Annotated in this window: 18 protein-coding genes and 3 pseudogenes; 12 read left to right on the top strand and 9 right to left on the bottom strand. The window is 58.9% G+C overall.

The genetic code is table 11. From position 1 onward, the window contains the following. Positions 1–112: 112 nt before the first annotated feature. Positions 113–364 (top strand): annotated as a pseudogene (locus tag AB8841_RS06515) (transposase); the annotation flags it as partial. 271 nt (positions 365–635) lie between these two features. Here the strand turns inward: AB8841_RS06515 and AB8841_RS06510 are convergent. Next, positions 636–1,661 (bottom strand): IS110 family transposase, encoded by a 1,026-nt coding sequence (locus AB8841_RS06510; RefSeq protein WP_370435000.1) that lies wholly within the window; start codon positions 1,659–1,661, stop codon positions 636–638. Positions 1,662–1,736: 75 nt separating this feature from the next. Here AB8841_RS06510 and AB8841_RS06505 point away from each other — a divergent pair. Continuing rightward, a pseudogene (locus AB8841_RS06505) lies at positions 1,737–2,183 on the top strand (transposase); the annotation flags it as partial. A gap of 153 nt (positions 2,184–2,336) precedes the next feature. Here the strand turns inward: AB8841_RS06505 and AB8841_RS06500 are convergent. The 3 genes from AB8841_RS06500 to AB8841_RS06490 form a co-directional block, all read right to left on the bottom strand. Next, positions 2,337–2,825 (bottom strand): heme-binding protein, encoded by a 489-nt coding sequence (locus tag AB8841_RS06500; RefSeq protein ID WP_370434999.1) that lies wholly within the window; start codon positions 2,823–2,825, stop codon positions 2,337–2,339. Positions 2,826–2,934: 109 nt separating this feature from the next. Then, entirely contained in the window at positions 2,935–3,561 is a 627-nt protein-coding gene (locus AB8841_RS06495) for a response regulator transcription factor (protein ID WP_370434998.1), read from the bottom strand. Continuing rightward, positions 3,558–5,111 (bottom strand): sensor histidine kinase, encoded by a 1,554-nt coding sequence (locus tag AB8841_RS06490; protein ID WP_370434997.1) that lies wholly within the window; start codon positions 5,109–5,111, stop codon positions 3,558–3,560. Before AB8841_RS06490 ends, AB8841_RS06495 begins: the two co-directional genes overlap by 4 nt. 161 nt (positions 5,112–5,272) lie before the next feature. Between AB8841_RS06490 and AB8841_RS06485 the strand changes: the two are divergent. Next, positions 5,273–6,164 (top strand): annotated as a pseudogene (locus tag AB8841_RS06485) (bile acid:sodium symporter). Positions 6,165–6,246: 82 nt separating this feature from the next. Here AB8841_RS06485 and AB8841_RS06480 read toward each other — a convergent pair. The 5 genes from AB8841_RS06480 to AB8841_RS06460 form a co-directional block, all read right to left on the bottom strand. Further along, positions 6,247–6,741, bottom strand: a complete 495-nt coding sequence (locus tag AB8841_RS06480; protein WP_370434996.1) for an ureidoglycolate lyase — start codon at positions 6,739–6,741, stop codon at positions 6,247–6,249. A 37-nt stretch (positions 6,742–6,778) separates the two neighbouring features. Continuing rightward, on the bottom strand, positions 6,779–7,630 hold the full coding sequence (locus AB8841_RS06475; RefSeq protein ID WP_370434995.1) for a bifunctional allantoicase/(S)-ureidoglycine aminohydrolase: 852 nt from the start codon (positions 7,628–7,630) through the stop codon (positions 6,779–6,781). A gap of 89 nt (positions 7,631–7,719) precedes the next feature. Further along, complete coding sequence (puuE, locus tag AB8841_RS06470) at positions 7,720–9,162, bottom strand: allantoinase PuuE (protein WP_370434994.1); 1,443 nt, start codon at positions 9,160–9,162, stop codon at positions 7,720–7,722. Positions 9,163–9,167: 5 nt separating this feature from the next. Then, on the bottom strand, positions 9,168–9,365 hold the full coding sequence (locus tag AB8841_RS06465) for a hydroxyisourate hydrolase (RefSeq protein ID WP_370434993.1): 198 nt from the start codon (positions 9,363–9,365) through the stop codon (positions 9,168–9,170). A 136-nt stretch (positions 9,366–9,501) separates the two neighbouring features. Beyond that, positions 9,502–10,977 (bottom strand): amidohydrolase family protein, encoded by a 1,476-nt coding sequence (locus AB8841_RS06460; RefSeq protein WP_370434992.1) that lies wholly within the window; start codon positions 10,975–10,977, stop codon positions 9,502–9,504. A 182-nt stretch (positions 10,978–11,159) separates the two neighbouring features. Here AB8841_RS06460 and AB8841_RS06455 point away from each other — a divergent pair, with 182 nt between their 5' ends. The 9 genes from AB8841_RS06455 (at position 11,160) to AB8841_RS06415 (ending at position 23,160) form a co-directional block, all read left to right on the top strand. Further along, positions 11,160–12,725, top strand: coding sequence for an ABC transporter substrate-binding protein (locus AB8841_RS06455; protein ID WP_370434991.1), 1,566 nt, complete (start codon positions 11,160–11,162; stop codon positions 12,723–12,725). Between the two features lie 166 nt (positions 12,726–12,891). Then, positions 12,892–14,376 (top strand): amidohydrolase family protein, encoded by a 1,485-nt coding sequence (locus AB8841_RS06450; protein WP_370434990.1) that lies wholly within the window; start codon positions 12,892–12,894, stop codon positions 14,374–14,376. Between the two features lie 551 nt (positions 14,377–14,927). After that, positions 14,928–16,487 carry an ABC transporter substrate-binding protein gene (locus AB8841_RS06445; protein ID WP_370434989.1) on the top strand — a complete coding sequence of 520 codons (1,560 nt, stop codon included), beginning with the start codon at positions 14,928–14,930 and terminating at the stop codon, positions 16,485–16,487. Between the two features lie 62 nt (positions 16,488–16,549). Then, entirely contained in the window at positions 16,550–17,518 is a 969-nt protein-coding gene (locus AB8841_RS06440) for an ABC transporter permease (protein ID WP_370434988.1), read from the top strand. Between the two features lie 22 nt (positions 17,519–17,540). Continuing rightward, a complete protein-coding gene (locus AB8841_RS06435) occupies positions 17,541–18,506 on the top strand; it encodes an ABC transporter permease (protein WP_370434987.1) in 966 nt (321 codons plus the stop codon). A 5-nt stretch (positions 18,507–18,511) separates the two neighbouring features. Beyond that, positions 18,512–19,705 (top strand): amidohydrolase family protein, encoded by a 1,194-nt coding sequence (locus AB8841_RS06430; protein ID WP_370434986.1) that lies wholly within the window; start codon positions 18,512–18,514, stop codon positions 19,703–19,705. After that, positions 19,705–21,198, top strand: a complete 1,494-nt coding sequence (locus tag AB8841_RS06425) for an amidohydrolase family protein (RefSeq protein WP_370435557.1) — start codon at positions 19,705–19,707, stop codon at positions 21,196–21,198. Before AB8841_RS06430 ends, AB8841_RS06425 begins: the two co-directional genes overlap by 1 nt. Then, entirely contained in the window at positions 21,191–22,174 is a 984-nt protein-coding gene (locus tag AB8841_RS06420; protein WP_370434985.1) for an ABC transporter ATP-binding protein, read from the top strand. The genes AB8841_RS06425 and AB8841_RS06420 overlap by 8 nt, the downstream gene beginning before the upstream one ends. Beyond that, positions 22,171–23,160 carry an ABC transporter ATP-binding protein gene (locus tag AB8841_RS06415; protein WP_370434984.1) on the top strand — a complete coding sequence of 330 codons (990 nt, stop codon included), beginning with the start codon at positions 22,171–22,173 and terminating at the stop codon, positions 23,158–23,160. The genes AB8841_RS06420 and AB8841_RS06415 overlap by 4 nt, the downstream gene beginning before the upstream one ends. Positions 23,161–23,208 lie beyond the last annotated feature (48 nt).

Raw genomic sequence — 23,208 nt, 5'->3', positions numbered from 1 at the left:
CGCGGTCGACAGCTGTCGCCGCATGATGGAGCTTCGCGGAAGGGTTCCGTCGCAAATATTCCGTTTCAGAGTTTCAGCTACGGTGACCTCCGTCACAGTAGTGGAGGGCGTGGTGTTCAAGGGCCGGCATTTTGATCGTTCAGTAATCCTGCTCTGCATCCGGTGGTACTTGGCTTACAATCTCAGCCTGCGAAATCTCGAGGAGATGATGGCCGAGCGGGGTATCTCGGTCGATCACGCGACCATTCACAGATGGATCGTGCGCTATTCGCCCGAACTGCTCAACCGCTTCAACCTCCGGAAGCGTGCAGTCAGCCGGAAATGGCATATCGACGAAACTTACATCAAGGTTAGGGGGCGCTGGATGTGTGTGGACGCCCCGTGGAATGCAAGGAAAATCATAACGTATGATCTTGGGACTGTGATCGGGTGCTGACGTGTGTCCGGCCTCTCGAAGCGGCTGTCCAAGCGCCGCAGGCCCTTATGGAAGTCCGCGGACCAGATCCAACATGTACCTGCGCGCTCGAGGCACCCATCCAACGACTGGTTCTTCTGATCTCGTTTGATCAACCGTTGTCCCATAAACCTCTGTTTGACCTTCTCACATCCTCCGGCAGTCCCTCGGGTTACCCTGCCTATGCGGCAGGTCCCGAAGCTCGATAAACTCCTCCCCGTGCCATCAGCACCCAGGCAATCCGCGCCATCTTGTTAGCTAGGGCGACCGCAATCAGCAGCGGCGGTTTGCAGCGCAGCATCCGCCCGAGCCAGGAGTGCGCAGCCGTGCCATGCCTGGTTGCCGATCTGACAACCGCTGTGGCGCCGATGATGAGCAGGTGGCGCAGGTCGCGCTGCCCCATCTTTGATGTCTTGCCCAATCGGGGCTTCCCGCCAGATGAATTCTGTTTGGGTGTGAGCCCCATCCAGGCCGCGAAGTCCCGGCCCTTGTCGAAAGTCTCGGCTGCCGGAGCCAAGGCCTCCAGAGCTGTTGCCGTGATCGGACCAACGCCAGAGATCGTCATCAGGCGGCGGATCTCGTCGTCCTGCCGGGCTCGTTGCATGATCTCCCGGTCCAACTCACCGATCTTCTGGTTGAGCTCCCCCAAGGTTGCAATGAGCATCCGGCAGACGGACCGTGCGATCTCAGGAAGGCTCGAGGCCGAATCCTCGACTGCCGCGACGAGCGTGTGGATATGCCTAGGCCCCTGAGGTGCGATAATGCCGAATTCGGTGAGATGCCCACGTAGAGCGTTGATGATCTGGCTTCTCTGGCGCACCAAGAGGTCTCTGGCCTTGAACACCATGGGGGAGGCCTGCTTCTCCTCGCTCTTGACGGCGACAAAGCGCATAGTGGGCCTCTGAGCGGCCTCGCAAATGGCTTGTGCGTCGGCTGCATCGTTCTTCTGCCGTTTGACGAAGGGCTTCACGTAGTTGGGAGCGATCAGTCTCACCGTATGACCCAAGGTGCTGATCTGGCGCCCCCAGCAGTGGGCACTCGCACAGGCCTCCATCGCGATCGTGCACAGGGGCTGAGCGGCCAGAAACGTCAGCAGCTTGCCTCGCGGCAGCTTCTTCTGGAACAGCACGGCGCTGGTTTTGCTTGCGCCGTGGAGTTGAAACACATTCTTCGCCAGATCGATGCCGATGATATCAAGCGTCTGCATGGACGAGCCTCTTAGTTATGGTTGCAAATGCTACAACCTTGGCAGCTAGGCGCTGCCGGAGGGGCGTCCACCCCATTGTACCTTTACCGGGCGATTGGGAGCCATGGCGACACGGTTGAGTTTTGGTTCAGCGAACGGCGCAATCTTTCTGCCGCCAAACGGTTCCTGAACAGGGCCCTCAAGCGGCATGGCCGACCGGAGCGGATCGTCATCGATGGCAGTCAGACCAATCGTGAGGCAATCTTGCGGTGCGATGCAGAGAGCCGTCTGCGGGACCGATTAAGGCGTGGGCTAACGCCAATCCGCATCCGGCAGAGCCGCTATTTGAATAACCGAGTTGACCAGGATCATCGGGCTATCAAGCGGCGGGTCCGACCGATGCTCGGGTTCCAGTCCGTGGCCACTGCCCGTGTGATCCTCGGCGGCATCGAGATGGTGCACATGATGCGTAAAGGACAGGCGAAGTACGCCTGCACTCATCAACTGTCGCTCGCTGAGCAGTTCAAGTTGCTCGCCGCATAAGCGTGATACGAAGCACTTGCCACTTTCTCGTCCCCGCTACGGATTTGCGACGGAACCAGATCACGAGCAATCCGGCCAGCACGAGTGGATTGGCCATCGTCCGTCTCCCCGTGTGATGGTGGCTGGCAATCATGCCAGCCACTGCGTTGGTGGTCACTTCAGTTTCGCCTGCACCTTGGCAAGGCCGGCATTCGCACATTCCTCATCAAGGTGCCCGCCCGGAGCGCCACCAACCCCGATGGCTCCAATCACCTCGTCGCCAGCCTTTACTGGCACGCCGCCGCCGAGCAGCAGAAAGCCCTCGATGGCTGCCAGGTGCCGGGCTGCCGGGTTCTTGTCGGCATTTTCCATGATGGCGGTGGTGGTGTTGCGGGCAGACGCTGCCGTGTAGGCTTTGGCGCGGCTTGCCTCGATGGTGTGCGGCCCGGCCCGGTCGGCCCGCAGCACCGCGCGCACGAGACCGGCGCGATCCACCACCGTCGCCGTCACGTTGAAGTTCTTGGCGGTGCACGCCTCGACCGTGGCCTGAGCCAGCTCCTGGGCAATAGCCAGCGGCATGTTGCGTTCCTGAAGGACTTCGGCGCCAGCGGCCGCAGGAGCCAGGGTGAGCGCTGCGACAATGGCGTTGCGAATGTTCGACATGGCACTTCTCCGGTGGGATCGTTCGGGTCCCGGTTTGTTCGACGCCTGGACTTTAGCCATCCGACGCCCGGCGGGTTATCGGTGTGGTACCGGAGCGCTCTGCGTAGTCCTACGGAGATGTATGGGGCGGGCGGGCCAGGAGAACGAGGCGCACCATCTCGGCGACCGAAGTCGTGCCAAGCTTTTCCGCGAGGTTGGCACGGTGGGTTTCAACCGTGCGCGGTGAAACCCCCATGGCACGGGCGATCTCCTTCGTCATCCAGCCGCGGGCCACCATGTCGAGGATCTCGTTCTCGCGTTGCGTGAGGCGGGCCAGCAGCGCCCCCGCCTCATCGGCCTCACTGGATTCACGTCGCCGCGCGTCAAGCTGCGCGAGGCCCGCCTCGATGGCTTCAATCAGCACCTGCTCGTCGACTGGTTTCGTCAGAAAGTCGACAGCGCCGCCCTTGAAGGCGCGTCGGCAGGCATTGACGTCTCCATGGCCGGTGATCACCACCACCGGCATGCGCTCGCCCTCCGCCGCAAGCCGCTCCAGGAGCTGAAGGCCCGAGAGGCCAGGCATCCGAACGTCGGCGACGATGCATCCTTCCGCCTTCTGGTCCCGTCGCTCCAGAAAGGCGAGGGCGCTTGGAAAGGCCTCGACAGTGAACCCGGCTGCCCGCAAGAGCATCTGGAGCGCGTCGCGAACGTCCTCATCATCGTCGATGAGGAACACGGTGCGGGACAGCGTCGTCACTCGGCAGCCTCCTTCCGGCGGTCGCCGAGCCTTGGCAGGCGAACCGTGAATACCGCACCCCCCTCCGGAGCATTCGCCGCCGTAATCCGCCCGCCGAAGGACTCGACAATGCGCTCGCAGAGCGGCAGGCCGAGGCCCATGCCACCCGGCTTGGTGGTGAAGAACGGCTCAAACAGGCGCGGCAGGTCCGTGGCAAGGATCCCAGGGCCCTGGTCTCGGATCGCAATAACGGACATGTCGCCGTCGGCGGTTGTTGTGACCGTCACCGTCCGCCGCTCCTGCGCCAGGATCTCAACGGCGTCTGCGGCATTGCGGACGAGATTGTGCACGACCTGCTCGATGGACACGCGGTCGACCACAGCAACAAGGTCACTCGGGGCAAGATCAAGCTCCAGAGCGATGCCGCGGCGTTCCAGATCGCCCCACATCAGCTCCGCGACGTTGGCAACCAGCCGGTTGAGGCTTGCGGGTTCGGGGGCCGGCCGGCTGTTCGACACATAGGCGCGCAAACGCGCAAGGATGTCGCCGGCCCGCTTGGCGAGACGAACGTTCGCGTCGAGTGCGCTGATGATTTCACCCCAATCAGGGGAGGGGCAACGGGCGAGGCGAAGGCCCGCCTGGCTGCGGCTGAGGATGGCGGTCAGCGGCTGGGTGAGCTCATGAGCGATGCCGGAGGCCATCTCGCCTACGGTGTTGACCCGCATGGCATGCGCGAGCTTCGCTTGGTGTTCATGAAAGCTTGCCCGCTCGCGGGCCTCCCGGGTCGCCCGGCGCTCGCGCAGCACGAAACCTGCGAGAAGTACCCCGATCCCGGTGATGGCTGCCACAAGCGCAGCGGCCAGAGGCGGCAGAAGCTCGCCGAATCCGGGCTGCCGGGCAGCCCGCAGAAGGAGGGGCTGGGACCGGCTGCCGAGCGCTTTCTCGAAGACGAGGCTCGGCAGGAGCCCAACGGATGAAGCTGGCCTCCCCACGTAAACGAGTTCGCGGCCGGACAGATCGTAAAGGGCAAGGTTTGTCCCCGCTGGCAGGTCGCCCTCAGGCTCAATCAGCCGCCGCGCGTCGACCGTCATCACCAGGATACCTGCCTGGGCCGTCGCTTCGGGGAGTTTTTTGATCAGGTGATAGGCTTCGGCGCCGTGCGGTTCAGCCAGCACAACTGCTTGTCCAGCTGCGAGATTGGCAGCGGCTGCCGCAAGCCCATCAAGCCTTGGCCTGCCAGGTTGAAGCTCTCGGGTCGTGAACACAAGATTCGGCAGGGACGCCAAGCCGACGATGTCAATGGCCGTGATCCGGGGGTAGAAGCGTAGGACGGCTTCGGCGACCGCACTCACCGTCGTGAACGAGCGGTCGGGGCTGGCCAGCACGGCCGCGAGGCTCGTCAAGTGCGCGTCATGCTGATCGGCCCGCTGTGAGACGACACGGTGCAGGGTGCGGGCCTCGACCTCGAAGCCGTCGCGGACGCGGACGAAGTTGACGGTCGCGACCGTGGTCACCGCGGCAACCGTCAGCGCAAGCCAAGCGCCAATCGATGCTGCGGTGCGACTACTCATGGGCGGGGCAAAGTTGAGCATCGTCATCAGACTAGCGGTGTATTCTCCGTCCGTCGACTGTTCGGCCTCGCTGCGGAAGCGTCGGCAGCCAAACACAAGGCAGGTCAAGGTTGTCTGCCTCAAAGCGCGAGAATCGGATCAACCCGTTTCTCCTGCTGATCATGACGGCCGTTGCCGTGGCTAGCGTCCTTCCCGGACAAGACGCGGTTGGCGAGATCCTCGACACCCTCGAAATCCTCGGCATTGGGCTGCCGTTCTTCGTCCACGGCGCGGCCCTCCTGCAGGACGTGGTGCTCCAAGGGCTTGTTCAATGGCGGCTGCACCTCTTCATCTTCGCGATCACGTTCGTGGTGTTTCTGGTGGCGGCAATGCCGTTCGGCCTCCCGTCGTCCGCGTGGATGCCGGCCGACCTGCTCCTGGGTTTCCTTTGTTTGGCTGCCCTACCGTCGGTGGTGTCGTCCTCCATTGCGTTCACCGCTATAGCCTAGGGCAACGTGCCCGCGGCCATCTGCAGTTCGGCGGCCTCGAATGTGTTCGGCTTGCTGGTGACGCTGGTGCTGCTGTCGCCAATGACCCAGACCTCGGTCGAGCGCAGCTTTGACCTCGCCAAGGCTCTACGTGACGTAGTCCTTCAGCTCTTGGTCCCATTCGAGGCCGGCCAGATCGTCCGCCCTGGCCGGCCGGTATCATGGTCCGTCACGAGCGCCGGATCGGCCAACTCGACCAGGGAGTCATCCTGCTGATCGTCTACACGGAATTCTCGCAGTCGGTGGTCGATGGCCTGTGGCCGCGGCTGCCGCCGGCCAGCGTGGCACTCGCGGCGCTGCTGTGTCTGGTGCTGCTGATGGTCGTGCTGGCCGTCACCATCCTTATCGCCCGCGGTTTGGCTTCCCCAGGGGCGACGAGATCGCCGCGGTGTTCTGCGGCTCGAAGAAGAGCGTGGTGTCGGGCCTGCCGCTCGCTTCGGAACAACGGGCCGCTCCAGTCCTCGTGGCACCGAACCTGCCCTGTCAGGGACTGTTATCCCCACTCACTAGGTTTCTGAAGTGGTGAGACTGAATCGTAGGGACCTGCGCATTGCATGCTACAACATTGCGTGCCGTGCAACTCTAAAGTAACGCCCGCGCGATCTGGTTTAGTAAGTGGCAATCGCGTAGGGCGTCTCATAATACGTCTCTTGGAGGTTGAGGCCGGGTCCATCCCGGTCAACGACCAAGAACTCAGAGACTTGATCGAGCGCGAGCAAGGGATGATGCCAGACGTTTGGTGCATAGCAGACACCTTGGCTGCCGCTAGCGCGAAAGACGAGCGGTGCGCCCGGCCGTCCGTTCTCGTCCGGGGCTACTGCGACCAGCCAGTCCCCACCCGACAATGGCCAAAAGGCTTGGCTTCCCAACGGATGCCGCTCCATCATCGATAGGCGGAGGGGGAGCGCTATCGGCTTGGCCTGAAAGAGGCTTACGATTGCCCGCCCACACTCTCCACGCGTCTCGACGGTGGCGAGTGCATGGAAGCGCGTGCAAGTTTCGGCATTGATGAGCCGCGTCTCGGCACCCGCTGTTTCGAGGACTTTCCCAAAAGGCGCGAATCCTTCCTTGGTCAGCGGCTGGACAATAATTGATGCAGTCACGTTCCGTCCTCCTTAACGATAGCCTGAAAATCCCCATTCAGGGCCGCAGCTTCGCGTGTCGATTCACGTCCTTGTAGAGGAGATAGCGGAACGGGCCAGGCCCGCCTGCGTAGCAGGCCTGTGGGCAGAAGGCACGGAGCCACATGTAGTCGCCCGCCTCGACCTCCACCCAATCCTGGTTCAGCCGGTAGACGGCCTTGCCTTCCAGAACATAAAGACCGTGCTCCATCACATGCGTCTCGGCGAAGGGGATGACCGCGCCCGGCTGAAAGGTAACGATGGTCACGTGCATGTCGTGACGCAGGTCCGCTGGATCGACGAAGCGGGTAGTCGCCCATCGGCCATCGGTGCCCGGCATCGGCGAGGGTGCGATGTCGTTCTCATTGAGAACGAGTGCGTCCGGTGCACCGAGCCCGTCGACGCCCTCGTAGGCTTTGCGGATCCAGTGGAAACGAACCGGTCCGCTGCCGTGATTGCGGACTGACCAGGTGCTCGCCGGCGGGATGAAGGCATATCCGCCGGAGGTCATCGTGTGGGTCTTGCCAGCAAGCGTCAGGGTGAGCTCGCCTTCCACCACGAACAACACGCCTTCAGCCTTCACGTCCAGCTCTGGCTTATCGCTGCCGCCTCCTGGAGCGACCTCCATGATGTATTGCGAGAACGTTTCGGCGAACCCCGACATTGGACGCGACAGCACCCAGAGCCGCGTATCGTCCCAGAACGGGAGAAAACTCGTCACGATGTCGCACATCACTCCTTTCGGGATGATAGCGTAGGCTTGGGTGAACACCGCGCGGTCGGTAAGTAGATCCGTCTGCGGCGGGTGTCCTCCCGAAGGAGCATAGTAGGAGCGGGACTGAGCCGGCGGTCTCGTCATTGGCTTCGTCATGAAAATTCCTTAGGTTAACGTGCAGCAAAGGTACAGCCAGCGGGGAGGCTCGCGCGCCTCCTGCGTCCGTTGGCAAGTCGCTCATCCCGTCAATTTGGAGACGAGAAGAGGTCAGTCCGCGACAGTAGCCGCTCCTTGAGGCGCAGGAGGGCGATCAGCTCGATCTGGACGATGGCGGTCTCGAACTCCTGCTCCGGGTCGTGTTGCAGCCGTTCCTCGAAGGCCGCCAGGATCTCGTCCTTCGTCCGCCCCTTCACCGCCATGATGAACGGGAAGCCGAACTTCTCCTTGTAGGCGTCGTTCAACGCGATGAAGCGCTCGCGCTCCGCCGGCATCAGGCTGTCGAGCCCGGCGGAAGATTGCTCGTGGCGCGAATCCGCCGTCAGATCGGCGAGTTTCAGGCGCCCGGCCAGATCGGGATGCGCCCGGATGAGAGCCCCCTTCTGGTCGCGCGTCGCTTCCGACAGGACATGCACCAGGGCGGCATGGAGGCCCTCCGCCGTGTCCTGCGCCGCCGTGAAGCCTGATTCGTAGGCGCGCTCCGCGATCCAGGATGAATGCTCGAACACGTCGCCGAACAGCTCGACGAAGACGGCCCTGCTCATCGTGCTCGGCCGCAGATCCGCCGGACGGTGATAGCGGGTCCACAGCCGGGCGATGTCGATCCGCCGGGCGACCCACACATCCTCATGCGAGGCCACATAATCGAGGAAACGGGCCAGCGCCGCCGCCCGCCCCGGACGACCCGCGAGCCGACAATGCAGCCCGACCGAGAGCATTTTCGGCGCGCTCTCGCCCTCCGCATAGAGCGTGTCGAACGAATCCTTGAGATAGGCGAAGAACTGGTCGCCCGCATTGAAGCCCTGGGGCGTGGCAAAGCGCATGTCGTTGGCGTCGAGCGTATAGGGCACGACGAGCTGGACGCGATCGTCGTGCGGCTCCCAGTAGGGCAGCTCGTCGGCATAGGAATCGGCGCTGTAGAGGAACCCGCCCTCTTCCGCGACGAGACGGTTGGTGTGCTCCGAGGTGCGTCCCGTGTACCAGCCCCGCGGGCGCTCTCCGGTCACCTGGGTATGGATGCGGATCGCCTCCCTCATATGCGCCCGCTCCTCTTCCGCCGAGAAGTCGCGGTAGTCGATCCATTTCAGGCCGTGGCTGGCGATTTCCCAATCCGCCTCCTTCATGGCCGCCACCGCGTCCGGATTGCGCATGAGCGCGGTCGCGACGCCGTAGACGGTGACGGGCATCTTGCGCGCGGTGAACATCCGCCACAGACGCCAGAAGCCGGCGCGGGAGCCGTATTCGTAGATCGACTCCATGCTCATGTGGCGCTGGCCGAGCCAGGGCTGCGCGCCCACGATCTCGGACAGGAAGGCCTCCGAGGCGCGGTCGCCGTGCAGGATGTTGTTCTCGCCGCCCTCCTCGTAGTTGATCACGAACTGAACGCAGATCCGCGCATTGTCCGGCCAGCGCGGATGGGGCGGGGTGCGGCCGTAACCGACGAGGTCGCGGGGATAGGTGGTGTCAGGCATGGGGGTCAGCTTCCGCGATAGGTGGAATAGCTCCAGGGCGAGACGAGGAGCGGCACGTGGTAATGGCCATCGGCTTCCGCGATGGTGAAGCGGATCGGCACGCAGTTCAGAAGGCGTGGCTTGGGATGGATGTCTCGATGTGCCGTTACCGCGCATTTGAGATTGGCCTCAGACGCAGTCGATCTGCACAGGCAACATAACATTGGACTCGTGCCGGTCTTCTCGCGGCGATCAGCGCTTGCAACCTATGTGTTTGCGTCGTCTCAAGCAACGAAAGGAGCTTCTCTGTTCGGGTGTCCTTGGTCAAGCGCAACACTGCTTGCTCAGTTGGCAGCCCAATCACGAAACGGGTGGCGCTGGCGGAATCACTGGTTCGCGGAATGTACGGTGCAATTTTCCCCAACCAGGATCATGCATATGGGCCTGTAACCCGGCTCGTTCGACGAGTGCCCTTGCTTCGGCGTCCCCGAATGCCAACGCGTCCTCCACATTGGCAGTCATTACGATTCCCTCTTTCATGAGAATTTTTCCATCGACAATCACGGTTTCAACATCGCTGCCGAGAACTTGATGAATGAGTCTATGAACCGGCATCCAGTTGGGTGCAAGATGGGGTTTGCGCATATCGATGATGGCGATATCGGCCTTCTTCCCGACTTCCAGGGACCCTATCTCGTGGCCCATGCCGATAGCATGTGCAGCGTCGATGGTGATCATCTCAAACACCTTGCCTGGCGGCAGAATATAGCGGTTGTGGTTGTGCAGCAGGTGCTGAGTGAATTGCGCGAGGCGTGCGGTCTGGAGCATATCGAAATGACGACTGGGCGAAGCACCGTCTGACGTTATTGCGACTGGAACGCCTTTCGACATCATCTCCAGAATGGGCGTAGATCTGCCAGGAGGCGCATGGGTAACATGTGTTCCTGTCTCCGCCAGGATATCGATTTCCTCATGAGAGATGCCCCAGCAGTGCTGCAAATGCACGTCGGGTCCGAGGATTGCATTCTCCTTATCCTGAAATGCCATGCGAATCTGGCCGGCAAAAGCGTCGGAATGGATGCGCACGCCCCATTTACGCGCAGTTTCCCGCACGCGCCGCGCCTGCATCCGGTCACCCTCGGTCAAACGAACCGCGACATCCGGCGTCGATGCATCGGATGGTTCGACTGAGGGGACGATGGTGAAAGGCGTCAGAAACACCTTAATGCGCCCATCCGCGCTACCATTCAGTGTTTCGATTACAACTTCCGCGCCCTCTATCATCTCTTCGAATGAAACATTGCGCGGCTCAGGATGGCCACTCTCCCAGCGTGTAACCGGATGAGGCCAGGGCATACCAGCTGGACCGACGCAGATGATTTCGCGCAAGCCAAGCTCGGAATACGCACGGGCATGATTGATCGCGAACACAGGATCGTCGCTGCGAGGCATGGAGGTGATGATGCTCGCTGACGTCGTCACGCCCGCACGCAAACGTTCAAGGCCGGACACGAGTCCGTCCGCATACCAAAAATCACGCGTCACATAATGATAATAGGTTGGCGTGACGATGCGCATCCATAGTGAGTTGGTATCGGCGGCAATGCTGCGTATCAGTGCGTGCCCGGCATGGCCATGCGCATCGATCAGACCAGGAACGATAAGCTTGCCCCGGCAATCAATAATTTGCTTGTCTTGGTGCAGTGGCGCGAGCTCGTCAGACGTGCCGATGTCTACGATCTTGTCACCACAAACTGCCAGTGCCCCATTTTCGATAATACGTCGTTCTCTGTCGACCGTGACAATCGTTCCATGAAGCAGAAGGATTCCAGCCATTCCCTAACCCCGAGTTATTGCATGGTGCCAAGCTATGTCAGCGGCCAACTTGCTGTCGAGCAGATTTGCCATAATTGTCTACAATATCATTGACAATCCAATCGGCAATAAGAATGATGGCAGCATAAGAATTAAGAAAAGCGAACTTCATAACAAACCAATACCGGTCTGAGGGAAAGAGCATGTCTCGGTTGAAAAGACTTTTGGTCGCTGCTTTGACAACAGCTGCTATCGTAGCGCCTGCGGATGCTGCCACTTTGAAATGGGGGAGCCGGGCGGACATTTATTCTCTCGACCCGGACTCGGTTGCATCAACGTCAAATCTCGCGTTTCTCAATCATATCTATGAGGGCCTGGTCCGTTATGGGCCGGAGTTCAAGATCGAACCGGCACTGGCCACAGACTGGAAACTCGTCGATAACAAGTACTGGCGCTTCACCCTCCGTAAGGACGTCAAGTTTCATGATGGTGACGACTTCAATGCTGATGACGTAGTCGCTTCGATGAAGCGAGTTTCTGATCCGGCGTCGCCTTTGCGCGGCAATATTCCGCTGTATGTCGACTGCAAGAAGGTCGACGATTACACGGTTGATATTGAGGTTTCTGCCCCGACAGCGCTGTTCCTGAACGATATGACCAACATCTTCATGTTCAGTGCGCAGTGGTTGAAGGACAACAACACTGAGAAACCGACCGACTTTTCCTCGAAGGTCGAAGGCTACGCAACCCATAACACCAACGGGACCGGCCCGTTCAAACTCGAAAGCCGCGTTCCGGACAGCAAAACGACTCTGGTCACCAACAACCAGTGGTGGGATCAAAAGAAGCACAACCTCGACCGTATTGAATACCTCCCCATATCCTCTGCCTCGACACGTGTCGCGGCACTGCTCTCCGGCGAAGTCGACCTGATCGATTCCGCACCCATCCAAGATCTGCCGCGGCTGGAGTCCTCGCCAAACATCAACGTCAAGAAACGCACCGAACTCCGTACTGTATTCATCGGCTTCAATCGCAAGGCAAAACTGGAAGACGGGCGCCCCAACCCGTTCAATGACCTCCGAGTCCGTCAGGCTGTTGAGGCCTCTATCGACCGTGAACTGATCAACAGCAAGGTCATGCGTGGGCTCGCACGCCCTTCCGGCTCATTGATTGCGCCGGACATTGCAGGCTACGCAAAGTCCCTCGATGTCTATCAGCCGGCGAATCCGAGCGCTGCAAAGAAACTGCTGGCAGACGCCGGTCAAGAGAATCTTGCTTTCACCTATCTGTGCATGAACGATGAGAGCATCAACGAAGAGGATTTTTGCAGCGGGATCGCTAACTTATTGAAGCGCAGCGGCTTTCAACCCACCATCGACATTGGGCCACGCGCGGTACAACAACCGAAACGAACAACTGGCAAGGCCGATGTCTTTAATCTGAGTTGGGCGAACGAGCCAACTCTCGATGCCTATTCACTGCTGTCCCAGGTGTTGTCTACGCGTAAGGGTTCCACTGGCGTGTCAAACTTCGGTGGCTGGTCGATACCTGAGATTGATAGGCTGGTTGACCAGGCTGCACGAGAGCCAGATACTGAAAAGCGCCTCGCACTCGAAGAGGCGGCTTTGAAGATCGCTAAGGAACAAGTGCTCCTTATCCCGCTGCACCAGCAACCCATAGCGTGGGCTATGTTGGACAAGGTGAAGAGCGTGGACTTCCGTGCCGATAACAAGCCACGCCACTGGCTGACGCAGGTGGCGAAGTAGCTGCTCTGTACATGGAATGATAGCATCCAAAGAGCGTTTCATCGAATGGTGAAGCGCTCTTTAGATAGGTGCCTGTCCCTAGCGCGGATCCTTGCCCAAAGTACAGCAATGCCGTGAAGGCTTTCATCTCAGGGACGGGATTGTGACACGAAATCGGCAGTGCCGCATGACCTCAGATTTTTCTCAGTACCTCACTCTCGGAAAGCGGCCGGAAGGGCGCACGTTGATGTGTGCTGAATGGCTGCTCGCTTATCGGGACGATAGTCATCATCTCGTGCCGAATGGCGAGCTTGTCATCGAACAAGGTGAAGTGATTTACGCCGGACCGCACTTTCATGGCGAGGTGACACAGCGCATCGACTTTGGCAAGGCTCTCATCAGCCCGGGGCTGATTGATCTCGACGCTCTATCAGATCTCGATACTTACCTTCTTGTGACGGATAATCAGCCGGGTTGGGCAAAGGGCCGTATCTGGCCACGATCCTACGTCGAACGTGGTCCATATGAGATGTACACGCCTGAAGAACTTGCTTTTCAGAAACGGTTCGCGTTCGGCTTGTTGCTGCTCAATGGCATCACGACCGCCGCGCCGATTGCATCGCTTTATTATCGAGAATGGGCCGAGACGGTAGCGGAGTTTGATGCCGCTTCCGATGCGGCCGGCGACTTAGGACTGCGTGTCTTCTTGAGCCCCGCCTATCGTTCCGGCAGTATGGTGCTGGTCGAGCCGGGCCAGTTTGATTCATCGTTCGATGAGACGAGGGGGCTACGCGGCCTTGAGGACGCCATAGCATTTATCGAGCGCCAGCATGGCCGCCATGGCGGCCTTGTAAACGGCATGCTTGCGCCGGACCGAGTGGAAACCTGCACGCTCCCGCTCCTGCAGCGGACAATGGCGGCAGCCCAGGACCTTGATTGTCGGGTGAGATTGCACATGGCGCAAGGCGCGATGGAACTCGCCACCATGCGCAAGCTCCATGGTGTCACTGCGCCACAATGGCTGAAAGACAATCGTCTCTTGAGCGAGAGGTTGATTGCTCCTCATGCAACCTATGCAACCGCCAGCGATCTGCGCCTCTATGCGGAGAATGGTGTTTCAATCGCCCATTCACCGCTCGTCTCGGCGCGAATGGGCAGTACTCTGAACTCGTTCTCGGCCTGCCGTAATCTCGGCATTAATGTAGGCATGGCTACAGATACTGCGCCTCCCGATATGCTCATGAATCTGCTAATCGCCCTCATCACATGTCGCGTCAGCGAAAAGAACTCGGATGCTGTGCGGTCTGCCGAATTGTTCGATGCAGCCACACTGGGTGGGGCAAGGGCACTTGGCCGCACGGACATTGGCCGTCTCGCTCCAAGAGCGCGCGCCGACATCTCAATATTCCGCCTTGACGACCTGTATATGACACCAAGTGTCGATCCTATAACCACATTGTTGACCGGCGGGTCAGGCAAGGTCACGCAAGCCGTTTTTGTTGATGGACGCCTGTCGATGCTTGAAGGGAAGTTAGTCGGCATTGACATGATCGCGGCGCGTCACCAGGCGCAGAGACAATTTGACCGGCTGATCGAAAAATATCCCGATAGGAGCTGGCGGCATCGAACAGTAGAGGAGCTGTTTCCTTCAAGCTATCCCATCTGGAAATAGTCGAGTCTCCTTCGCACGTGTGACCGTGCCTGTAACAGCGGCCCAACGTCCGTTCATAAGCGACCCTTGGCACGCCCCTTGAAGTCCGAGACGATTCTGCAGACAAACGTCTCGATCCAAGTCCGGAGAAATCGTCTACAATGATGTTGACAAAAATACGGGCTCCATCATGATGACTGAAAGATCAGAGATACGTCTGATCAGGAGGAGGAAGAATGACTGTGACCCAGGTGCTCGCCCCTTTGCTCACAGCAGCTGCAAAAACGGCCCAACCAGCAATGTCGCGCCGGATCAAACGACTCAACGAGATGCCGGTGCTCTAAGCTACAGGGTGTGTTGCGCCTGTATTGCACCGCCTGGATTTATCCCCCGGCTCAACAAGCTGGACGAAAGCTCGCGATACTAGCTTGAAGCCCACGATCGCTACTTCGCTACGAACGCGGTTCGAGAGTGTAGAGCGCTAAACGAAACACCGCGCAAGCTGCGCGAGACTGCACATAGAACAGACCTCCACCAAAGGAGGCGTGGCTCTCTAGAAGTGGAACAATCTGATGCTGAAGAAAATCGGTCTCGCAACATCCATCGCCCTGGGCCTCGCTTGGCCCACGCAGGCGGCAACCCTTAAATGGGGCGCATCCCGTGACATTTACTCGCTGGATCCTTATTCTTATGGTGATAGCTACACCCTTTCCTTCCTCAACCACATCTATGAGGGACTCGTTCGCTACGATGCCAATCTGACGATCGAACCGGCACTGGCGGAGTCCTGGGAGGCCGTCTCCGACACGATTTGGCGCTTCCACCTACGTAAGGGCGTCAAATTTCACGACGGTGCAGATTTCACCGCTGACGATGTGCTCGCCTCCTTGAAGCGCGTGAGCGACCCAGTTTCTCCGCTGCGCGGCAATCTGCCAGCCTATAAGTCATCCAAGAAAGTTGATGATTACACGGTCGACATTGAGCTAACGGGTCTCTATCCGCTGCTTCTCAATGATCTGACCAACATTCACATATTTGACGCAGGCTGGCTGGTCAAAAACAACTCCGAAAAGCCGACCGACGTTGGCGCAAAGACTGAGGGCTACGCCACTTACAATACTAACGGCACTGGACCCTTTAAGCTGGAGAGCCGCGTACCCGATAGCAGGACCATATTGTCCGTTAACGGCAGCTGGTGGGATGAGAAGAAACATAACATTGATCGGATAGAGTTTATCCCTATCACCTCAGCCGCTACACGCGTGGCAGCACTCCTGTCACAAGAGGTTGATTTTACTGAGAATGCTCCTGCTCAGGATTTGCCTCGCTTGTCTGCGCAGCCGGGGCTGAAGATGATGGAGCGCACCGATCTGCGCACGGTCATGATCGGATTCAACCGACGGCCGAAGCTGGCGAGCGGATCAGAGAACAAGTTCAATGACCTGCGTGTACGTCAGGCGTTCGCCTACGCGCTGGACCGCGAATTGATCCAAAAGCGCATTATGCGCGGAAAATCCAGAACAGCCGGCACCATCGTTGCTCCTGAAATCCCCGGTTATACTGCAGAGTTAGACAAGACGCCGGATTTTGATAGAGAAGTATCAAAGAGACTTCTGTCAGAAGCAGGTGCAACAGATTATCCATTCACGCTGGTCTGTACGACGGACGCCTATGTGAACGAGGAAGAGCTCTGCCAGGGCATTGTAAACATGCTGAACCGCGCTGGATTCAAGCCACAGCTGGATATCGCGCCGGCCGCTGCCCAGGCACCGAAACGAACCAGCGGCAAGGCAGACGTATATCTGATCGGCTGGGCCAATGAGCCTATGCTCGACAGCTATTCGATCCTTTTGCAGATGATACAATCGAAGAGCGACAATGCCGGGGTGTTTAACTGGGGTGGTTGGAGCTATCCCCAAATCGATAAGTTGATTGTGCAGGCCTCAACAGAGATGGACCGGGCGAAACGGTTGGCTCTGCAAACTAGGGCGCTTGAAATGGTCAAGGATGAGATCGTGATGCTCCCGTTGCATCAGCAGCCGATGGCATGGGTCATGTCAGATAAGATCGACCGGGTCGTTCAGGCCGCCGACAACAAGCCCCGCCACTGGCTGACGCACTTCGCCAAGTAATTCGTCCCTATTGCCACGGGACGTAAGCCGATCCGTGGCAATACGCCGTTGAGGGAATCTTTATGCTGGTTTTTATCATAAAGCGCTTGGCAAATGCCATATTAGTGATGCTTGCAGTTGCCATGCTCGCTTTTCTGATCTTCCGACTGGCTGGTGATCCGGTCGAGATGATGGCCAATGAACAGATGACGCAGGCTGACCGCGACAGCCTACGCGAACGTCTTGGATTGAACGATGGTGTTTTGACACAATACGCGCGTTTCGTCGTCAATGCAGCTCAGGGGGAATTCGGCATTTCCTATCGTAATGGGCAGGAGGTGCTTAAACTCATCGGCGAACGATTCCCAGCGACGCTTGAACTCGTATTACTTGCGACGTTGATATCACTGGTAGTCGGGATACCTCTCGGAGTGCTTACGGCCATCAGGCGCGGCCAGTGGTATACGGAGAGCCTCCAGTTCGTCTCGATCGTCGGCGTATCTCTGCCGAGCTTCGTCGTCGGAATTCTGTTAATCCTGGTCTTCTCGGTCACCTTGGGCTGGCTGCCTGCGTTTGGGCGAGGCGATGTCGTCCAGATTGGCTGGTGGTCGACGGGCTTGCTCACGCCGACCGGCCGTGCTGCCCTTCTCCTCCCATCTATTGCCTTATCGCTTTACCAGGTCACATTGGTAATGCGCCTCGTCCGTGCCGAAATGCTGGAAGTGCTGCGGTCCGATTATGTGAAGTTCGCGCGTGCCAGGGGCATTCCGCGTTGGCGCATCTACTTCCGCCATGCGCTTCGAAACTGTCTGATGCCGGTTGTCACTCTGACTGCAATGAATGTCGGGTCACTGATTGCCTTCGCGCTTATTACCGAAACCGTCTTCCAATGGCCGGGCATGGGGTTGCTGTTCATTCAGGCCGTTACGTTCCTCGATATTCCCGTGATGGCGGCTTATCTATGCATTATTTCCTTCATCTTTGTGGTGCTCAACACGCTGGTGGATATTGCGTACGCAGTCATCGATCCCCGCTTGCGCACTGCCCGTTGAAACAGTCAGCGAGGGCAAATCGATGAGCATCCAGGTATCACAAATGGCAACGATGACGAACGCGAAGATCGGTCAACCATCACTCCTGAAACGTATGAGACGGAGCGACATATGGTGGTCGTTCACTCACAGCAAGACCGCAATGGCGAGCGCCGCTCTCCTCGCGATCCTGATCATGACTGCAATTTTCGCTCCGCTAATCGCGCCTCAGAACCCGTATGACGGCGCTCAACTGGACATGTGGAAAGCAGAGCTGCCGCCTATATGGCAGCATGGCGGCGAGTGGCCTTTCCTGCTCGGTACGGATACGCAAGGACGCGACATGCTGTCTGCGATCCTGTACGGGACGCGTATCTCCATAATTATTGGCATCGCATCGGTTGCACTGTCGCTCCTGATCGGGATGACGGCCGGGCTCGTGTCCGGTTATTTTGGGGGCTTTATCGATAATCTTCTGATGCGCATCGGCGACGTTACGTTGTCGATACCCACTATTCTTGTCGCCATTCTCGTCTCGACCATCATCCGCCAGATGCTGCCGCCCGGCTTCCGCGAAGCCGGAGCCTCCGCCGTTCTCATTCTCGCCATTGCACTGTCGGCCTGGGTTCAATATGCCCGCACGGTGCGCGCGCAGGCGATCGTTGAGTCCGGAAAAGATTATGTGCAGGCGGCCAGACTGATCCATGTTCCGGCCCACCGCATTATGGCGAAACACATTCTACCCAACACGTTGACACCAGTTCTTGTTGCCGCGACGCTTAATTTCGGCATGGCGATCCTCACCGAAGCCACACTGTCCTTTCTCGGCATCGGGATGCCCCCGAGTCAGCCATCGCTCGGAACCCTGATTCGTATTGGGAACCAGTACCTGTTCTCCGGCTCGTGGTGGATCGTCCTGTTTCCGGTTATCCAGCTTTGCCTGCTGGTCGTCACCGTCAATCTGCTGGGCGACTGGCTGCGCGACGCACTCAACCCGAAACTGAGGTAAGTTCTATGAACAATCTTCTGCTCCGCAATGTCCGGCCGATGGGTGGCAGGGCCTGCGATATCCTCATCAAGGACGGAAAGATTGCCGGTTTGGGGAATTTTGAGCCCGAGCCAGGGCAACCCGTGGAGGATGGCGGCAATTCGATCGTGGTTCCTGGCCTGATTGATGCACATACTCATCTCGACAAGACCACCTGGGGCATGCCGTGGCATGTGAACAACCGTGCCGCGATCCTGCGGGAGCGGATCGACTTTGAGCGGGAAAACCGGAGCGCCATTGGCATTGATCCGCATCGCCAGTCGATGCGCCATGCCATTGGCCTCGTTGCTCATGGTAGCACCCATATCCGGAGCCATGTCGATATTGATCCGGTTCACAAGCTGTCCCTGGTCGAGGGCGTTTGGGAAACACGCGAGACGCTCGACGGTATCATCGACATTGAAATCGTCGCTTTCCCTCAGTCTGGCGTGATGGCCATGCCGGGGACGGCTGATCTGCTCGACGAGGCGCTGAAGCAGGGCTGTGAAGTGCTAGGCGGCATAGACCCCTGTGGTATAGACCGTGATCCCAAAGGACAGCTCGACATTCTCTTCGGGCTCGCCGCGAAACATGGCGTCTCGATCGACATTCATCTGCATGAGGTTGGTGATCTCGGCGCTTTCACGATGGAACTCATTTTTGAGCGTGTCCGCGCCAACGGCATGGAGGGCAAGGTTGCAATCAGCCATGCGTTCGCGCTTGGAATGAATGATTATATTCGCGTCGGAAAGCTGATCGAGGAGATTGCAAAGCTCGATATTGCTATTCTTACAACGGGCGCTCCCTCAGCCACCGTGCCGTCCATCATGCGCCTGAAGGCAGCAGGTGTGCGCGTCGGCGGCGGCTGCGACGGTATTCGTGATACCTGGGGGCCATGGGGGCAACCGGACATGCTCGATCGCGCCAAGGTGATCGGGATGAAGAATGGCGTGCGCTCAGATGCCGAGTTGGAACAAGTGCTTCACATTGTTTCGCAGGGCGGCGCAGATGTTATGCGTCTTGAGGACTATGGCCTCGAGATTGGCTGCAATGCGGATCTCACGCTGCTGACCGGAGAAACCCTCGCCCATGCCGTGGTCGATGTCGCCCCACGTCCACTGGTTATCAAACGTGGACGCGTTACGGCCAGGCGGGGACAGGCAGTGGTGGACATGCCATGATCGAAGAAGATTTCACGACGCTGGCACTCGGCCAGCGACCCGGCGGGCGCTCTCTGATCACGGCAAGCTGGGTGGTCGGTCACAAGGATGGTAGCCATCGTCTTCTGCCGAATGGCGAGGTCGTGTTCGAGAACGGCGAGATTGTTTTCGTCGGGCATCGTTTCCCGGGCGAAGTGGCCCGACGGATCGACTTCGGCAATGCATTGATCAGCCCTGGTTTCATTGATCTCGACGCGCTGTCCGATCTCGATACCACCGTCCTTGGCATAGATAACCATCCAGGTTGGGCCAAAGGCCGTGTCTGGCCACGCTCCTATGTCGATTCAGGTCCTTACGAAATGTACACCCAGGAGGAATTGGCCTTCCAAAAGCGTTTTGCTTTTGGCCAGCTTCTCCTGAACGGCATCACCACTGCCGCCCCCATCGCTTCGCTCTTCTATCGCGAGTGGGGCGAAACGGTCGCTGAATTCGATGCTGCGGCGGATGCCGCCGGCGAGCTTGGCCTGCGTGTCTATTTGAGCCCTGCCTATCGTTCGGGCGGCATGGTTCTGGAGAGGCCAGGCCACCTGGTTCCGGTCTTCAACGAGGAGCGCGGCTTTCAGGGTCTCAACGATGCTGTCGCCTATATTGAGCGCCAAAGCGGGCGGCATGGCGATCTCATCCGAGGCATGCTGGCGCCGGATCGAGTCGAAACCTCGACACTTGCTTTGTTGCAGCGCACCGACGCGGCCGCTCGCGACCTTGGCTGCAAGTTCCGGCTGCACATGGCGCAAGGTTCGATGGAGGTCGATACAGTGCGAATGTTGCACGGCACCACCGCGCCAGTCTGGCTTGCAGGTATGGGCCTGCTGAGCGAACGGCTGATTGCGCCGCATGCCACCAATGCGACGCAAGAAGATCTTACGCTCTATGCGTCGCACGGCGTGACGATCGTGCACTGCCCAATTGTCTCTGGGCGCGGTGGCAGCACCCTCAACTCGTTCTCCGCCTGTCGAAAGCGTGGCATCAATATCGCTATGGGCACGGATACCAGCCCCGCCGATATGCTCCTGAACCTGTTGGTTGGTCTTATCACCTGCCGTATCAATGATCGTGTGCCGGATCAGGTGCGCTCGGCCGATCTGTTCGACGCCGCAACTCTCGGTGGGGCGCGCGCGCTCGGCCGCTCCGATCTTGGCCGTCTTTCCGCCGGTGCGAGGGCGGATATTGCCGTTTTCGACCTCGACGATACAGTGATGGCGCCCTCGATCGATCCGATTACCACCCTGGTTACCGGCGGCTCCGGCAAGGTGACGCGCGCCGTCTTTGTCGATGGTCGCGTGTCCATGCTGGAGCGCAAGGTTGCAGGTTTTGACATGGAAGCGGCGCGCTCTCGGGCCCAAGCTCAGTATGATGGGCTTATCGCTAAGTATCCCGAACGAAGCTGGGGCCATCCACCGATTTCCGAAATCTTTTCCCCCAGCTATCCGATTGAGGTAGATGCCCATGGGTGACGCACAGCAGCCCGTCGTCGAAGTCCGCGGCCTCTGTGTAGAGTTTCCCGGGCGGCACCGGACAGTCACCGCGCTTGCGGATGTCAGCCTGTCGGTCCAGCCGGGTGAGATTCTGGGCGTGGTCGGTGAATCCGGCGCCGGCAAGTCCATGACGGGGCTCGCCATACAAGGTTTGCTCGAACATCCAGGACGGATTTCAGCCGGGGAGGTCTGGCTTGGCAACCGGCGGATCGATACGTTGAACGACCGCGCGATGGAACAAATTCGCGGACGCGAAATCGGCGCAATCTTTCAGGACCCCCTGACCTCGCTGAATCCGCTGTTTACAGTCGGTGCGCAGCTTACCGAAACCATTCGTCACCATCTGGCCATGAGCAAGATGGAAGCGCACAAGGGCGCGGTACAGTTGTTGCGTGATGTTGGTATTCCTTCACCAGAGGAGCGTATCGATCACTACCCTCATCAGTTCTCTGGCGGGATGCGCCAGCGTGTCGTTATTGCGCTGGCGCTTGCAGCTTCGCCCAAATTGATTATCGCCGACGAACCGACAACCGCGCTCGATGTCTCGATCCAGGCACAGATCATTTGTCTACTGCGGAGACTATGCAAGGAAAAGCAGACAGCGGTCATGCTTGTCACTCATGATATGGGGGTCATCGCTGAGGCGGCGGATCGGGTCGCGGTTATGTATGCCGGGCGCCTCATTGAAATTGGTCCGGTTGAGCAAATCCTTCACGCGCCACGCCATCCTTATACCCAGGGTTTGATGGCCTCAATTCCGTCGCTTGGAGCGCGCGTGAAAAAGCTCAACCAAATTGACGGTTCCATGCCACGGCTTGATGCAATTCCAGATGGCTGCGCCTTCAACCCGCGCTGCAGATCCGCTGGGCCCCGCTGTGTGCGTGAACGGCCTGAACTCATTCCAGTCGGCACCGGTGCAAGTGCTTGCTGGGTCAACGCGGGAGGGACCGCATGACGATTTCAGCACAAGTAACTCCGGCGCTGACCGTCGAAGGATTAGTTAAGATATTCGACGTCTCCGCCCCTTGGCTCAACCGTTTGGTCGAACGTAAATCCCGTCAATTCCTTCATGCTGTCAATGATATTAGCTTTGCGGTTCCTGCGGGAGGCTGCCTTAGCATTGTTGGCGAGAGCGGCTGTGGCAAATCAACTGTGGCGCGGCTTGTAACAGGTCTGCACAGGCCAAGCAGCGGGAAGTTGCACTTTGCCTCGGGGCGCAATGGCGCGCGGCTGTCCGCTCAAATGATTTTCCAGGATCCCTATGCCTCGCTCAATCCGCGCTGGCGGGTCAAGAATATCATCGCTGAACCATTACGCGAGCTCAAGTTGCGCGAGAATGCCTCCGAAATCAACGAACGGGTGGGGGAGCTTTTACTTACTGTAGGACTTTCGCCGTCAGACGGAGATAAATTTCCGCACGAGTTTTCCGGCGGACAACGCCAACGTATTTCCATCGCACGCGCTCTGGCGAGCGAGCCGGAGTTCCTGGTGTGTGACGAGCCAACATCGGCCCTTGATGTTTCCGTGCAAGCGCAAGTTCTAAACCTCATGCGGAAGCTTCAGGATGAACTTGGGCTGACCTATCTCTTCATTAGTCATGATATGAGTGTTGTGCGTCATATGTCTGACCGCATCGCTGTCATGTATTTGGGGCGGATTGTCGAGGAAGGCGACACTGAAGAGCTTTTTGCGCGGCCACAACATCCATACACCCGGCTATTGCTGCAAACGATACCGAATATCGTATCGCCCAACAGAGATCGCGAACTGTCGAGTGGTGAAGTACCAAGCCCGCTCAAGCCACCGTCCGGCTGCACTTTTCATCCGCGTTGTCCATTCGCCACAGCCCGCTGTTCGGTAGAGATGCCTGAAGTGCGCACAATGACGAACGGCACCCGTGTAGCCTGTCATCTGGTTGATGAGAATGCGGTGAGTATCTAAGCACCGCCAACAGCGCGGGTTGAGGAGTAAGGGGGAGAGGTCAAATGG

The organism is Microvirga sp. TS319 (genome assembly GCF_041276405.1).
Taxonomy (GTDB): Bacteria; Pseudomonadota; Alphaproteobacteria; order Rhizobiales; family Beijerinckiaceae; genus Microvirga.
The sequence above is the reverse complement of the archived record's forward strand: the minus strand, read 5'-3'. Positions and strand labels throughout refer to the sequence as shown.

Excerpts from the sequence above, each read along its gene's own strand:
- AB8841_RS06475 (WP_370434995.1), bottom strand. The coding sequence starts at position 7,630 with ATGACGAAGCCAATGACGAGACCGCCGGCTCAGTCCCGCTCCTACTAT.
- AB8841_RS06440 (WP_370434988.1), top strand. The coding sequence starts at position 16,550 with ATGCTGGTTTTTATCATAAAGCGCTTGGCAAATGCCATATTAGTGATG.
- AB8841_RS06450 (WP_370434990.1), top strand. The coding sequence starts at position 12,892 with ATGACCTCAGATTTTTCTCAGTACCTCACTCTCGGAAAGCGGCCGGAA.
- AB8841_RS06510 (WP_370435000.1), bottom strand. The coding sequence starts at position 1,661 with ATGCAGACGCTTGATATCATCGGCATCGATCTGGCGAAGAATGTGTTT.
- AB8841_RS06465 (WP_370434993.1), bottom strand. The coding sequence starts at position 9,365 with ATGTTATGTTGCCTGTGCAGATCGACTGCGTCTGAGGCCAATCTCAAA.
- AB8841_RS06430 (WP_370434986.1), top strand. The coding sequence starts at position 18,512 with ATGAACAATCTTCTGCTCCGCAATGTCCGGCCGATGGGTGGCAGGGCC.
- AB8841_RS06445 (WP_370434989.1), top strand. The coding sequence starts at position 14,928 with ATGCTGAAGAAAATCGGTCTCGCAACATCCATCGCCCTGGGCCTCGCT.
- AB8841_RS06455 (WP_370434991.1), top strand. The coding sequence starts at position 11,160 with ATGTCTCGGTTGAAAAGACTTTTGGTCGCTGCTTTGACAACAGCTGCT.
- AB8841_RS06435 (WP_370434987.1), top strand. The coding sequence starts at position 17,541 with ATGAGCATCCAGGTATCACAAATGGCAACGATGACGAACGCGAAGATC.
- AB8841_RS06500 (WP_370434999.1), bottom strand. The coding sequence starts at position 2,825 with ATGTCGAACATTCGCAACGCCATTGTCGCAGCGCTCACCCTGGCTCCT.
- AB8841_RS06420 (WP_370434985.1), top strand. The coding sequence starts at position 21,191 with ATGGGTGACGCACAGCAGCCCGTCGTCGAAGTCCGCGGCCTCTGTGTA.
- puuE (WP_370434994.1), bottom strand. The coding sequence starts at position 9,162 with ATGCCTGACACCACCTATCCCCGCGACCTCGTCGGTTACGGCCGCACC.
- AB8841_RS06460 (WP_370434992.1), bottom strand. The coding sequence starts at position 10,977 with ATGGCTGGAATCCTTCTGCTTCATGGAACGATTGTCACGGTCGACAGA.
- AB8841_RS06415 (WP_370434984.1), top strand. The coding sequence starts at position 22,171 with ATGACGATTTCAGCACAAGTAACTCCGGCGCTGACCGTCGAAGGATTA.
- AB8841_RS06490 (WP_370434997.1), bottom strand. The coding sequence starts at position 5,111 with ATGAGTAGTCGCACCGCAGCATCGATTGGCGCTTGGCTTGCGCTGACG.